Raw genomic sequence first — 14094 nt, 5'->3', positions numbered from 1 at the left:
GGGTTGTTTTCACGTTTTTTGTTTGTGTTCTTGATTTGTTCCTTTGGCGTGCTATGTTGGCTTCATGAGTCCAGCATCCTCTCATGCTCTCAAGCACCCGCCGGTCACGGCGCCCTCCGAGCCGGCGGGTGCGCTTTCAGATATCCCTGCCGACTTTCCTGAGCTGGCGGTCGCGATCGATCGCCAGCGCAGGCGAGGGCGAGGCGCCCAATCCAATGCCAGCGGCCGCTTTGAAGCCGAGGCGCGCGTCGCCTTCGACGACGGCTGGCAGAGCCTGGAGGAGCTGCCGCCGTTCAAGACCATTGTTGCGGTCGACACCTCACGCAAGGTGATCACCCGCAACGACTCCCCCGATATCGGCTTCGACCGTTCGATCAATCCCTATCGCGGTTGCGAGCACGGCTGCGTCTATTGCTTCGCACGGCCGACGCATGCCTATCTAGGCCTGTCGCCGGGGCTCGACTTCGAGTCGAAGCTGTTCGCCAAGCCCGAGGCGCCTGCACTGCTCGAGAAGGAGCTCGCCGCGTCCGGCTACGAGCCGCGGATGATCGCGATCGGCACCAACACCGATCCCTATCAGCCGATCGAGCGCGAGCGCAAAATCATGCGCGGCATTCTGGAGGTGCTGGAGCGCACCAGCCATCCCGTCGGTATCGTCACCAAATCGGCGCTGGTGACCCGCGACATCGACATTCTCGCACGCATGGCCAAACGCAACCTCGCCAAGGTCGCGATCTCCGTCACCTCGCTTGATCCGAAACTGGCGCGCACCATGGAGCCGCGGGCGTCGACGCCGCCGAAGCGGCTGGAGGCGCTCAAACAGCTCTCGGATGCCGGCATCCCGACCACCGTCATGGTCGCGCCCGTCATCCCCGCGCTGAACGATTCCGAGATCGAGCGCATCCTGGATGCAGCGGCCCATGCCGGCGTCAAGGAAGCGTCCTACGTGCTGCTGCGGCTGCCACTTGAGGTGCGCGATCTCTTCCGCGAATGGCTGATGGCGAACTATCCGGACCGCTATCGCCACGTCTTCACGCTGATCCGCGACATGCGCGGCGGGCGCGACTATGACGCGAAATGGGGTGAGCGCATGAAGGGCACCGGCCCGATGGCCTGGACCATCGGCCGCCGCTTCGAGATCGCTTGCGACAGGCTCGGGATCAACAAGCGGCGCGCAAAACTGACGACGGATCATTTTGCCAGGCCGAAGCGGAACGGTGATCAGCTCAGTTTGTTTTGACGAGTCGCTGAATAACGGGAATTGTCCGGAGTTCCCGGTTGCGCATCCCGGACCGCTTGCGCACGATCCCGCCTATGATTCGGGACAAGTCCGCCAGCAAGCCGGCCAAAAAGGCCGCGCCTCAAAAGGCTGCGAAGGCCACAGCCGGCAAGGCGGAGTCTGGCAAGGCCGCTGCCGGCAAGGGCATCATCGCCGTCGCTTCGCCGACCTTCCGCCGTGAGCGCGCGCTGATCAAGCGCGGGATCTGGCCGGTCGCAGGCTGCGACGAGGCCGGCCGCGGGCCACTTGCGGGCCCCGTGGTGGCAGCTGCCGTGATCCTCGATTCCGACCGCATTCCGCGCGGCATCGACGATTCCAAGCGGTTGACCGCAGAGCAGCGTGAAAGGCTGTTCGACAAGATCTGCGCGACCGCGCAGGTCTCGGTCGTTGTTGCCTCCCGCTCCCGGATCGACCGCGACAACATCCTGCGCGCATCGCTGTGGGCGCTGAAGCGCGCGGTGGTGGCGCTGCCCGAGTCGCCCAGGCACGTCTTCGTCGACGGCCGTGACCGGCTGGACACGGCGTGCGACTGCGAGGCCGTGATCGGCGGTGACGGCATCGTGCTGTCGATAGCCGCAGCCTCGATCGTCGCCAAGGTGACGCGCGACCGGCTGATGTGCGCGCTGGCGCAGGACTGCCCGGGCTATGGTTTCGAACAGCACAAGGGCTACGCCGTCCCGGACCATCTCGACGCGCTCGACCGTCTCGGCCCCTCCATCCACCACCGCAGCTTCTTCGCCCCGGTTGCTGCCGCTCGCGCCAAGCACATGCCCTGGACGGTCGAGCCGGTGCGGGACTTGTTTGCTGTCGCCGAGGTCGACGTGCAGGTGGAGACGGCCGTCGAAATCGATGCTTCAGCGGGCCTCTAGACCAGACTGTCGTTGCCACGACGCGCAGCGACCTTTATCAAAACACTCCTGAGCGAATAGGGCCGGCTGGACGGGTTGGCTGCATCTTGCGGACGTTGCATGCGGTTTACCTCCCTGGTCATCGAGCTCATTCGCGCCCGGCCGCGGCTGATCGTGTGGATCGCCGTGCTGTTGCAGGCCGCGATGTGGTTGTTCGTGGCACTCGTGTTCTACCGCAGCCCTCCCGGCAGCCTCGCGACCCTCTTGGCTTTCGGTCGCGAGTACCAGGTCGGCACCGATCTCGGCCCGCCCTTGCCGATCTGGCTCGCCGACATCGCCTATCGCGCCGCCGGTGGCCACATGTTCGGCGTCTACGTCCTGGCCGAGCTCTGCGAGATCGCGACCTTCATCACGCTCTATCATCTGGCCCGCGCCGTGGTCGGCGCCCAGCAGGCCGTGCTTGCCGTGCTGCTGACCATGACCGTGCTGGCCTTTTCCTCGCCCGCGCTCGACTTCGGCCCCTTGGTGCTGGCGCGGCCGCTCTGGATGCTGCTGCTCCTGCACTCGTGGCAGATCATCGGCCAGCGCCGCGGCACGGCCTGGTTCGCCTGGTCGATCGAGGCCGGCTTGCTGCTGTTGACGACGCCCGCGGCAATCTTCCTCCTGCTGCTGCTCGTCATCTTCTCGGTCGCGACCGCCGGCGGCCGCCGGACGCTGCGTGCGCTCGATCCGCTGTTCGCGCTGATCGTCGTCGCCGTGCTGGCGCTGCCCTATGCGGTCTGGCTGATGCGCGCCGAGACGCTTGTCCTGCCCGCCTTGCCACACGTCTCTGAGCTGAACGCCCGTGCGCTGCACGCGGCCTGGCTGCTCGGCGGCCTCGTGCTCGGCGCGGCGGCAATCCCTGTGCTGACGTTCCTCAACACCGGCCTGTTCGCCGGCAAGAGCGAGGAGGCGCCGATCATCTACCGGCCGCCGGTCGAGCTGCTCGCGCGCTACTTCGTCTACTTCTTCGCGCTGGCGCCTGCGCTCGGCGCCGTCCTGATCTCCGGCGTGTTCGGCCTCGATGCCGTCGTCGGTGGCGCCGGCGTCGTGCTGGCCATGTCGGGTCTCGCCGTGGTCGTGGTGGCCGGGGATCTCATCGCGATGCGCCGCGCACGGATGCTGCGCACGGTGTGGGCTGCGGCCGTCGTGGCGCCCGCCGCCGGTGTCGTGCTGGCCGTGCTTTTTTTGCCCTGGAGCGGCACCGGCGAGATCGCGACCTCGATGCCGGCGCGCGCGATCTCGGACTTCTTCGACGACAGCTTTGCCCGCCGCACCAATCATCGTCTGCGCGCGGTTGCCGGCGAAACGCAGCTCGCGAGCCTGATCACGCTGCATTCCGGCCGCCCGCATCTCTTCATCGATGCCGAGCCAGCGCGGACGCCGTGGATGACATCGGCGCGGTTCAGCGAGACCGGCGGCGTCGTGGTCTGGCGCGCCTCCGACACCGCCGGCACCCCGCCGCCCGAAATCCTCAAGCGCTTCCCGGATATCGTGCCGGAAGTGCCGCGCGCATTCGAATGGCTGGTGACCGGCCGCCAGCAGTTGCTGCGCATCGGCTGGGCCATCGTGCGGCCGAAGGGGACGTAGGCGACCCTCATGGTGAGGAGGCGCGAAGCGACGTCTCGAACCATGAAGGCCCGCGGCCCATCCTTCGAGACGCACGCTTCCGCGTGCTCCTCAGGATGAGGGTGAGCCAATCTGCCCCAGCACCTTCGCGATCGCCCGCAAATCCTGCCACGCCAGCCGCTTGTAGGATGGCGAACGCAGCAGATAGGCCGGGTGGAACGTCGCTATCGCGCGGATGGTGCGTTGGCCCGTGTCATAGTCGAACCAGCGCCCGCGGGTGCGCATGATGCCTTCGCGGGTCGAAAGCAGCGTCTGCGTCGAGGGATTGCCGAGGGTCACGAGCACATCCGGGTTCACCAGCTCGATCTGGCGCTGGATGAAGGGCAGGCAGATTTGCGTCTCCTGCGGCGTCGGCGTGCGGTTGCCGGGCGGTCGCCACGGAATCACATTGGCGATGTAGGTGGTGGTGCGGTTGAGCCCGATCGCGCCGATCATGAGGTCGAGCAGCTTGCCGCTGCGTCCGACGAAGGGCAGCCCCTCGATGTCTTCATCGCGGCCCGGTGCCTCGCCGACGAACATGATACGCGCCTGCGGATTGCCGTCGGCGAACACCAGCCGCGTCGCGGTGTGTTTCAGCGCGCAGCCCTCGAAGCTTTGCATCAGCTCGCGCAGCACCTCCAGCGTCGGTGCGGTGCGCGCGGCATCGCGGGCCGAAGCGATCGCGATGTCGGGTGCGGGCGCGGCCTCGCCGCGCAGGACGGCAGGCGCGGCAACGGGCCGCGGCGCTTCGGCCGGCGGCGCCGCACGCGGGACCGGAGGCGGGGCGTCTGCTTCCGCCAAGCGGTCAATCGGTTCCTCCGCGAGCGCGCAATCGACTCCGGCCTCCAGATAGAAGGCGAGAAGCTCTCGGACGGTGGGCGCGGGTTCGGGGATCATTTGGAAAGTCAGGCTTTTATATCAGTTTGGGCCGCCTTGCATCCCAGCGGAACGCATTTCCGTGGTTGTCCTACCCGGAAAAATCGGAAACAAGAGAGCGCAAACGACCAAGGAACCGTCTCAAGGGCTGAGATCAGATGAGCACCGAAGAACTTCCCCCGCGCGAATCCATGGAATTCGACGTCGTCATCGTCGGCGCCGGCCCGTCGGGCCTGGCGGCCGCGATCCGGCTGAAGCAGCTCAACACCGATCTCAACGTCGTCGTGGTGGAGAAGGGTTCCGAGGTCGGCGCGCATATTCTCTCCGGTGCCGTGATCGATCCGGCCGGGCTCGACAAGCTGATCCCCGACTGGCGCGAGGATTCCGACTGTCCGCTGAAGACGCAGGTCAAGGACGACCGCTTCTACTGGATGACGGGCGGCAGCGCGATCAAGCTGCCGAACTTCATCATGCCGCCACTGATGAACAATCATCACTGCTATATCGGCTCGCTCGGCAATGTCTGCCGCTGGCTGGCGCGCAAGGCCGAGGCGCTCGGCGTCGAGATCTATCCGGGCTTCGCCGCGGCCGAAGTGCTCTATGACGAGCAGGGCGCGGTGAGGGGCATTGCCACCGGCGACATGGGCATCGGCAGGGACGGCAAGCCGAAGGACTCCTTTACCCGTGGCATGGAATTGCTCGGCAAGTACACGCTGTTCGCTGAAGGCGCCCGTGGCAGCCTGACCAAGCAGCTGATCGCAAAGTACGCACTGGACTCCAACAGCGAGCCGTCGAAGTTCGGCATCGGCCTCAAGGAGGTCTGGCAGATCGACCCCGCCAAGCATCAGAAGGGCATGATCCAGCATTCGTTCGGCTGGCCGCTCGATCTGAAGACCGGCGGCGGCTCGTTCCTGTATCACTACGATGACAATCTCGTCGCCGTCGGCTTCGTCGTGCATCTGAACTACGACGATCCCTATCTGTCGCCGTTCGACGAGTTCCAGCGCTTCAAGACCCACCCCTCGATCCGCGGCACCTTCGAAGGCGCCAAGCGGCTCGCTTACGGTGCGCGCGCCATCACCGAGGGCGGCTATCAGTCGGTGCCGAAGCTCAGCTTCCCCGGCGGTGCGCTGATCGGCTGCGCGGCCGGCTTCGTCAACGTGCCGCGCATCAAGGGCGTGCACAATGCGATGGGCACCGGCATGCTCGCCGCCGAGCACGTCGCCGCCGCGCTTGCTGCCGATCGCACCAACGACGAGATCGTGGATTACGAGAATGCGTGGCGCTCCTCGCCGGTCGGCAAGGACCTGTTCCTGGTTCGCAACGTCAAGCCGCTGTGGTCGAAGTTCGGCACCGTGATCGGCGTCGCCCTCGGTGGCTTTGACATGTGGTGCAACACGCTGTTCGGCGGTTCGCTGTTCGGTACGCAATCGCATGCCAAGCCCGATCGTTCGACGCTCGATCCGGCCAAGCGCCACGTGCCGAAGAATTATCCGAAGCCGGACGGCAAGATCTCGTTCGACAAGCTGTCCTCCGTGTTCCTGTCCAACACCAATCATGAGGAAGACCAGCCGGTCCACCTCCGGGTGGCCGACATGAACCTCCAGAAAATGTCCGAGCATGATGTCTTTGCCGGTCCGTCGAATCGCTATTGCCCGGCCGGCGTCTATGAGTGGGTCGAGGAGGGTACGAGCCCCCGCTACCAGATCAACGCCCAGAACTGCGTCCACTGCAAAACCTGCGACGTGAAGGATCCCAACGGCAACATCACCTGGGTTCCCCCTGAGGGCGGCGGCGGCCCGAATTACGAGGCGATGTGAGGGCGGCCAGGTCACAAAGGCATGTGACGCACGTTCGCGTGAGAACCGGGGCACAGCGGGCGCCCCCGGTCACGATAAGGCCATACTAGCAGCGTCTTGGGACGCTCTTGACCGTTCACTTGGCCGATTTGGGACGTGCGGAGGGGATCGCCCGGTCCGAATCCTTGCGGTGAAGCGCCAAAAGCGGCATTGTCCGGGCCTGACGGTTCCGGGTCCCGATGTCGCCGGCCGCGTTCGCATGCGAGACGGCCTTTTGCTCCAAACCCAGGCACTACCAACTCAAGGCGAGCCCTGATGTTTTCAAATCGTTTCAACCGCTGGACTGCTGCTGCCATCGCCCTTGCTGGCTCTGCGATTGTGGCGGTCCCCGGCGGGGTCATGGCGCAGACGCCGGATCATCCGGCCGACACGGCGGCGCAGTTTCCGACCCGAAACGATTTGAGGGCGCTCACCACCTCCGGCAGCTATCTCGCCGCGCGCCATGCCAGCGTCGAGCGCGATGCGGCCTCCGCCGCCGCCTTCTACCGCTCCGCGCTGCGCACCGATCCCAAGAACAACGAGCTGCTCGACCGGGCCTTCATCTCCTCGGTTGCCGATGGCGACATCGATGAAGCGGTCAAGCTCGCCGAGCGCATCCTCACCATCGACAAGACCAACCGCGTCGCGCGCCTCGTCGTCGGCGTGCATGACCTGAAGCTGAAGAAGTATCCGAGCGCGCAGAGCAACATCAACCAGTCGATCCGCGGACCGATCACCGATCTGGTCGCGACGCTGCTGTCCGGTTGGGCCGCCTACGGCGCCGGCGATGCCAAGGGTGCGGTTGCCTCCATCGACAAGCTGGCCGGGCCGGAATGGTATCCGCTGTTCAAGGACCTGCACGCCGGCATGATCCTCGAGCTCGCCGGCAAGGAAAAGGACGCGGGCACCCGCTTCGAGCGCGCCTACAAGCTCGACGATTCCATGCTGCGCGTCACCGAGGCCTATGCCCGCTGGCTGTCGCGGAACAAGGACGCAGCTTCCGCGACCGCGATCTACGAGGCCTTCGACAAGAAGCTCGCCCGCCATCCGCTGATAGTGGAAGGCCTGCGCGAGACCAAGGCCGGCAAGAAGATGCAGCCGCTGGTCGATTCCGCACAGGCCGGCGCGGCCGAGGCGCTTTACGGCATCGGCGCCACGCTGACCCGCCGCGGCGGCGAGGATCTTGCGCTGGTCTATCTCCAGCTCTCGCTCTACCTCCAGCCCACCCATCCGCTGGCCCTGCTGTCGCTCGCCGACCTCTATGAATCGGTGAAGCGGCCGCAGATGGCGATCAAGGTCTATGAGCGCGTGCCGTCGTCCTCGCCCTTGAAGCGCAACGCCCAGATCCAGCTCGCCGTCGACCTCGATTCCGCCGACCGCACCGACGAGGCGATCAAGATCCTCAAGGGCGTGGTGAGCGAAGACCCCAAGGATCTCGAAGCCATCATGGCCCTCGGCAATCTCGAGCGCGGCCGTAAGAAGTTCGGTGATTGCGGTGCGACCTATTCGCAAGGCATCGACGTGCTGCCGGCCGGAAACGACAAGGCCAACAGCGTCTGGTACTATTATCGCGGCATCTGCGAGGAGCGCTCCAAGGAGTGGGGCAAGGCCGAAACCGACATGAAGAAGGCGCTCGAGCTCCAGCCCGACCAGCCGCATGTCCTCAACTATCTCGGCTATTCCTGGATCGACCAGGGCGTGAATCTCGACGAAGGCATGAAGATGATCAAGCGCGCCGTCGAGCAGCGTCCCGACGACGGCTACATCGTCGATTCCCTCGGCTGGGCCTATTACCGCATCGGCAATTACGAGGAAGCGGTGAAGAACCTCGAGCGCGCTATCGACCTGAAGCCCGAGGATCCGACCATCAACGACCATCTCGGCGACGCCTATTGGCGCGTCGGCCGCACGCTGGAAGCGAAATTCCAGTGGGCACACGCCCGCGATCTCAAGCCCGAGCCGGACGATCTGCCGAAGATCGAGGCCAAGATCGCCAACGGCATGGTGGACGACAATTCGAATTCTTCGGCCGCGCAGGCCGAGAAGAAGAAGGACGACGGCAAGGGCGGCTGATCCAGATAAAGGGGTAGGGGGTCGTCGCGAATGCCGGCGTTGATCGAAGAAGGGCGGGCGAAGGTCAATTTGAGCCTTCGCGTGGTCGGCCGTCGCGCCGACGGCTACCATGATCTCGAAAGCGTGGTTGCGTTTGCCGACTGCGCCGACCGGCTCACGCTGGAGCCGGGTGGCGAGCTCAAGCTCACCACCACGGGGCCGCTCGCGGCCGCCTGCGGTGAGACCTCCGACAATCTCGTGTTCAAGGCAGCAAGGCTTCTGGCCGAAGCGGTGCCGAACCTGAAGCTCGGCGCCTTCGCGCTCGACAAGGTATTGCCGGTTGCAGCCGGCATCGGCGGCGGCTCTGCCGACGCGGCCGCGGGGCTGCGCTTGCTTGCGCGCCTCAACAATCTGTCGCTCGACGATCCCCGCCTCCAGCAGGTCGCGCTCGCGACCGGCGCCGACGTGCCGGTGTGCCTGCTCTCGCGCGCCTGCGACATGACCGGTGTCGGCGAGCAGCTCCTGCCGCTCGCGTTGCCGAGCATGCCGTGCGTGATGGTCAATCCGCGCGTGCCGGTCGCGACCAAGGACGTGTTCCAGGCGCTTGGCCTGCGCAATGGCGAGCTCCTGGTCGGCGCCACCGATGTCCTTGACGCTTCGGCCTGGCCGGAGGAGGGCGCCTCCATCGCCGACTGGGTCGAGGTTCTGGAAACCGTGGCCAACGATCTCGAAGCGCCCGCGATGCGCATCGAACCGGTGATCGGCGACGTGCTGGAGGCGCTGCGCTATTCCGCCGGCGTCAAGCTCGCCCGCATGTCCGGCTCCGGCGCAACGTGCTTTGCGATCTTCGGCGCACCCGCTGATGCGCATGCCGCCGCCGAAAAGATCCGCAAGGATCATCCCGGCTGGTGGGTGCATTCGGGGACGCTGAGCTAGCGCTCCCGCCTGTTGCCTCCGACCAAAGCCCAATGGCGTTCGTGCCGGGACGCGGCAGATATTGTTCGCGAAAAGCCGCGAGAAGCCGCTTGCCCGGCAGGGACAGGAAAGGGTGTGTGGATGACGCCAGACAATGTCGCCCTGTTCGCCACCATCATCCTGCTACTTCCGATGTTTTACTTTCTGCTGGCAGCACCCGCCTTTCTGCTGGTGAGGCTGGATGTCCCGACCGTCGCCGAGCTGTTGCGCGGCATGTTCAATGGCTATTTCCTGGCATTGGCCGTTGCCGGTGCGGTCGGGACGATCGCCGTTGCTATGGCTGGTCGTGTGGTTTTAGCCATCGGCATCGGCTTGATCGCGGTTCTCGCGGTCTCGTCGCGCCGCTGGTTCTTGCGGCAGATGGATGCCCGGCTTCATGACAGAGATGCCGGGAATGCCGATGCAGTGCGTGGGTTGCGACGGCTACATTGGGGCGGCATGCTGAGCAACGCGCTCCAGCTGGTCGTTGTCGTCGGCTGCATTCCCTACATCGCCGTCGCACCGTAGCCGTTGCGGATTCCTACGCGTTTGCGCGCGGACCAGCCGCTACGGCGTTACTGGCTAGACGTGTGTCGGCCGCCGTGTCATCGCGAGCGTGAGGCCCAGGCCAGCGATGAACAGGCCGGAGCCTTGTGTCAGTCGTCGCATCAGGTGGGGCCTTCCGATCAGCTGCGCGCGCGTTGCGGAGGCCATCAGCACCACGACGACATCCGCGAGCGTGTTCAGCGTCACCGAGATCGCGCCGAGCACGATGAATTGCAGCGTGAGGTTTGACGCCGGATCGAGGAACTGCGGAATGAAGGCGAGGAAGAATGCCGCGGTCTTCGGGTTCAGCGCTTCGACCAGCACGCCGTCGCGAAAGGCGCGCTTGTCACCGACGGGCTCGCTCTCGAGCGACAGCATCCGGTCAGCGCTGCGAAAGGTGCGAATGCCGAGCCAGACCAGATAGAGCGCGCCGACGAACTTCACGACCGCGAACAGCTCGGCGCTCGCAAGGATGATCGCGGAGATGCCGAGGCTGCCCGCCACCACATGAACCAGGCCGCCCAGCGCCGTGCCCGCGGTCGACGCAAAGCCGCCGGCGCGTCCCTCCGACAAGGTCCGCGCCGCCACGTAGAAGATGCCGGGGCCAGGTATGGCGGCGATGAGAAAAGCCGCGGCGAGGAACAGCCAGAAATTCGTTGCGCTCATGCTGTTGTCGTAGCGATGCCCGGCGTGATTGCAAGTGTTCTCGCTTAGCCCATGCGGCGGAGGATCACGCTGGCATTGACGCCGCCGAAGCCGAAACCGTTGGAGATGGCGTGCTGCATCGGCATTGGCCGCGCCGCGCCGGAGACGATGTCGATGCCTTCCGCGCCGGGATCGGGATTTTCAAGGTTGAGCGTCGGCGGCGCGATCTGGTCGCGCAAGGCGAGGACGGTGAAGATCGCCTCCAGGCCGCCTGCGGCGCCGAGCAGATGGCCGGTGGCCGATTTGGTCGCGCTCACCGCGATGCCGTTGTTGCGGCCGAACAGCGCGCCGATCGCGCCAAGCTCGCTCTCGTCGCCAGCCGGTGTCGAGGTTGCGTGCGCGTTCAAATGCTGCAAGTCAGCGGGCGCGAGCCGCGCCTGTCGAAGCGCGATCTCCATGGCGCGGCGGGCGCCGTCGCCGTCCGGTGGACCGGACGTCATGTGATAGGCGTCCGCGGTGGTGCCGTATCCCACGATCTCGGCGATCGGCGTGGCGCCGCGGGCGAGTGCATGCTCCAGCTCCTCGATCACCAGAATGCCGGCGCCTTCGCCCATGACAAAACCGTCGCGGTCGCGATCGAACGGGCGCGAGGCGCGCATGGGCTCGTCGTTGAACCCGCTCGACAGGGCGCGCGCGGCTGCGAAGCCGCCGAGGCTGACGAGATCGATGCAGGCTTCAGCGCCGCCGCAGACCGCAGCGTCGATTTCGCCCGCGCGGATCATGCGCGCGGCATCGCCGATCGCCTGGACTCCGGCGGCGCAGGCCGTGACCGGCGTGCCCAATGGTCCCTTGTAGCCATGCTTGATCGAGACGTGACCGGCAGCGAGATTGGCGAGGAACGAGGGAATGGTGAACGGCGACAGCCGGCGCGGGCCACGCTGGTCGGTGGTGCGCACTGCCTCTACCATCGCCGGGAAGCCGCCGACACCGGAGCCGACGATCGTCGCGGTCCGTTCCAGTGCCGCCGCGTCCTGCGGCGCCCATTTCGCCTGTGCGATCGCCTCCGCGGCCGCGAGCAGCGCAAACAGGATGAAGCGGTCCATCTTGCGCTGATCTTTTGGCGCGGCGGCCTGTGCCGGATCGAAGCCGCCGTCGATGTCGTCGATTTTGTCGGGCACGAGTCCGGCAATGCGCGCGGGCAGCGCCTGCGACCATTCCGGGAGCGCTCGCAGCCCACTCTGGCCGGCGAGCAGCCGGCGCCAGGACAGTTCGACCCCGCAGCCGAGCGGCGACACCGCCCCCATGCCCGTCACGACGATACGACGCATGTCAGTCTCCAGCCGGCGCCAGGGCCGGGTTCATGGCCTTGAGCGAAGCGAGCCGCCGGCGCATCCCGCGACTTGCGCGCGGGCCTGCGATGACGACCGCATTGGCTGATGTGATGGGGCGCATGTCGGCGGCATCGACCACGACCGGATCGAGCGGACGAACGTCATCCCGGTTCGCCAGTACAACGGCTTCGCCTTTCGGCGCGAGATGCTTGTTGCCCCAGGCCAGCATCGCCACGATCACGGGAAAGAAATCCCGTGCCTTCGGCGTCAGCAAATATTCGTAACGTGGCGGCCGCTCGCTGTAGCGGTGGCGAACGAACATGTCGGCCGTGGTGAGATGCGCGAGGCGCCGCGACAGGATGTTCGGCGCGATCCCCAGACCTTGTTCGAATTCGTCAAAGCGCGTCGCACCCTGGAACGCATCCCGCAGGATCAGGATGCTCCACCACTCGCCGACCGTTTCCACGGTGCGGCCGACGGGGCATTCCAATATGGAGGGGGATTTGGGCTGCATGGCGGGAAGCTAGGCAAGTTACTTGCAAAATGCAAGTTACTAGACAGCAGCTCTCGTGCCCCGGACGCAGCGCAGCGCCTCTTCGGCGGTGCGTTGCAGAGCCGGGGCCCAGGTTGCTGAGAACTGGGGTGCGGCTTGGGTCCCGGCTCAGCGCAGCAACGCCAAGGGGCGTTGCAGCGCGTCCGGGACACGAGACTGAACGGTGCCCGCGCACCTTGCGCCGTCATTGCGAGCGAAGCGATCCAGTCTTGCCACCGGGACAACCAGGATTGCTTCGCTGCGCTCGCGATGACGGTGTGAGAGCAGTAGCGGTCCTATCTCACCAGCGTCGTCCCGGCGAAGGCCGGGACCCATAACCACAGGATCGTGTTTGGCGAAGGCTCGCGGTTGTCAGCTCGCGCTACGACAGCTCCCTTGGGGTATGGGTCCCGGCCTTCGCCGGGACGACACCGAGGATGTTGCGGCAGTACGTGCTGAAAGCGCGACGACCTAATGCGACCTTGCCAGGCAGAACGCCACAACCTGCTCCAGCGCGCTCTTCATCGGCGAGGACGGGAACAGTGCGAGAGCGTCGACGGCCATGGCGCCATAGTGCTGGGCGCGGCTGAGCGTGTCTTCCAGCGCACGGTGCTTGTTCATAAGGCCGAGGGCGTGATCGAGGTCGGTGTCGCCGATCTCGCCGCGCTCCAGCGCGCGGATCCAGAAGGCGCGCTCGGTGTCATTGCCGCGGCGGAAGGCGAGCACCACCGGCAGCGTGATCTTGCCTTCGCGGAAATCGTCACCGGTGTTCTTGCCGAGTTTTGCACTTTTGCCGCCATAGTCGAGCACGTCGTCGACGAGCTGGAAGGCGATGCCGAGATTCATGCCGACCGAGCGGCAGGCGGTCTGCTCCGCCTTCGGGCGGTTGGCGATCACGGGCCCGACCTCGCAGGCCGCGGCGAACAGCTCGGCAGTCTTGCCGCGGATCACGGCGAGATATTCGTCCTCGGTGGTTGCGGTGTTCTTGGCGGCGGCAAGCTGCATCACCTCACCCTCGGCGATGGTGGCAGCCGCCGCGGAGAGGATGTCGAGCGCGCGGAGCGAGCCGACTTCGACCATCATCCGGAAAGCCTGGCCGAGCAGGAAGTCGCCGACCAGCACGCTGGCCTCATTGCCCCAGAGCATGCGCGCTGACAGCTTGCCGCGGCGCATCTCGCTCTCGTCGACGACGTCGTCGTGGAGCAGGGTGGCGGTATGCATGAACTCGACGCTGGCCGCGAGCTTGATATGGCCGTCGCCGGTGTAGCCGGCGAGGTTGGCCATGGCGAGCGTCAGCATCGGCCGCAGGCGCTTTCCTCCGGACGAGATCAGGTGGTTGGCCACCTCCGGGATCATGGTCACCTCGGAGCCGGTCCGCGACAGGATCGTGGCGTTGACGCGCTCCATGTCGGGAGCGACAAGGGCAACCAGCTCTTCGATCGACGCGCCGGGAGTTTCGAAAGGTACGATGACGGCCAAGCCGGTCTCCAATATTTGCCCCGGAAGGGCTATTCTGATGGAAAGACAATAGAAACTGGAGGCGGAT

The 14094-nt window shown here is 65.9% G+C and carries 12 protein-coding genes; 7 read left to right on the top strand and 5 right to left on the bottom strand.

All coding sequences use genetic code 11. The annotated features are described in order from the left end of the window. Positions 1-64 precede the first annotated feature (64 nt). From ABIB73_RS26715 to ABIB73_RS26705, 3 genes are all read left to right on the top strand, one after another. On the top strand, positions 65-1240 hold the full coding sequence (locus tag ABIB73_RS26715; RefSeq protein WP_354228781.1) for a PA0069 family radical SAM protein: 1176 nt from the start codon (positions 65-67) through the stop codon (positions 1238-1240). 74 nt (positions 1241-1314) lie between these two features. Further along, positions 1315-2148, top strand: coding sequence for a ribonuclease HII (rnhB, locus tag ABIB73_RS26710; protein WP_354228779.1), 834 nt, complete (start codon positions 1315-1317; stop codon positions 2146-2148). A gap of 99 nt (positions 2149-2247) precedes the next feature. Next, positions 2248-3756 carry a glycosyltransferase family 39 protein gene (locus ABIB73_RS26705; RefSeq protein ID WP_354228777.1) on the top strand — a complete coding sequence of 503 codons (1509 nt, stop codon included), beginning with the start codon at positions 2248-2250 and terminating at the stop codon, positions 3754-3756. Between the two features lie 90 nt (positions 3757-3846). On the opposite strand, the gene ABIB73_RS26700 is transcribed toward ABIB73_RS26705, so the two are convergent. Beyond that, the gene (locus ABIB73_RS26700; protein WP_354228776.1) at positions 3847-4671 is read right to left on the bottom strand and encodes a uracil-DNA glycosylase; all 825 of its coding nucleotides are present in this window, start codon (positions 4669-4671) and stop codon (positions 3847-3849) included. A 137-nt stretch (positions 4672-4808) separates the two neighbouring features. Between ABIB73_RS26700 and ABIB73_RS26695 the strand changes: the two genes are divergently transcribed. The 4 genes from ABIB73_RS26695 (at position 4809) to ABIB73_RS26680 (ending at position 10022) form a co-directional block, all read left to right on the top strand. Beyond that, on the top strand, positions 4809-6470 hold the full coding sequence (locus tag ABIB73_RS26695; RefSeq protein ID WP_354228774.1) for an electron transfer flavoprotein-ubiquinone oxidoreductase: 1662 nt from the start codon (positions 4809-4811) through the stop codon (positions 6468-6470). Positions 6471-6764: 294 nt separating this feature from the next. Further along, entirely contained in the window at positions 6765-8561 is a 1797-nt protein-coding gene (locus ABIB73_RS26690; RefSeq protein WP_354228772.1) for a tetratricopeptide repeat protein, read from the top strand. 30 nt (positions 8562-8591) lie between these two features. After that, positions 8592-9476: a 4-(cytidine 5'-diphospho)-2-C-methyl-D-erythritol kinase gene (locus tag ABIB73_RS26685; protein WP_354228770.1), complete on the top strand. Its 885-nt coding sequence runs from the start codon at positions 8592-8594 to the stop codon at positions 9474-9476. Positions 9477-9596: 120 nt separating this feature from the next. After that, positions 9597-10022, top strand: a complete 426-nt coding sequence (locus ABIB73_RS26680) for a hypothetical protein (RefSeq protein WP_354228768.1) — start codon at positions 9597-9599, stop codon at positions 10020-10022. Positions 10023-10076: 54 nt separating this feature from the next. On the opposite strand, the gene ABIB73_RS26675 is transcribed toward ABIB73_RS26680, so the two are convergent. The 4 genes from ABIB73_RS26675 to ABIB73_RS26660 form a co-directional block, all read right to left on the bottom strand. Beyond that, positions 10077-10706, bottom strand: a complete 630-nt coding sequence (locus ABIB73_RS26675; RefSeq protein ID WP_354228766.1) for a LysE family translocator — start codon at positions 10704-10706, stop codon at positions 10077-10079. A gap of 44 nt (positions 10707-10750) precedes the next feature. Then, on the bottom strand, positions 10751-12013 hold the full coding sequence (fabF, locus tag ABIB73_RS26670; protein WP_354228764.1) for a beta-ketoacyl-ACP synthase II: 1263 nt from the start codon (positions 12011-12013) through the stop codon (positions 10751-10753). Between the two features lies 1 nt (position 12014). Next, complete coding sequence (locus tag ABIB73_RS26665; RefSeq protein ID WP_354228762.1) at positions 12015-12530, bottom strand: winged helix-turn-helix transcriptional regulator; 516 nt, start codon at positions 12528-12530, stop codon at positions 12015-12017. Between the two features lie 489 nt (positions 12531-13019). Then, positions 13020-14027 carry a polyprenyl synthetase family protein gene (locus ABIB73_RS26660; protein ID WP_354228760.1) on the bottom strand — a complete coding sequence of 336 codons (1008 nt, stop codon included), beginning with the start codon at positions 14025-14027 and terminating at the stop codon, positions 13020-13022. Positions 14028-14094: the final 67 nt, after the last annotated feature.

Origin of the sequence: Bradyrhizobium sp. F1.4.3 (genome assembly GCF_040548375.1) — a bacterium.
Classification (GTDB): domain Bacteria; phylum Pseudomonadota; class Alphaproteobacteria; order Rhizobiales; family Xanthobacteraceae; genus Bradyrhizobium.
Note: the sequence above shows the minus strand (reverse complement) of the source record. Positions and strands in the feature narration are given on the sequence as shown.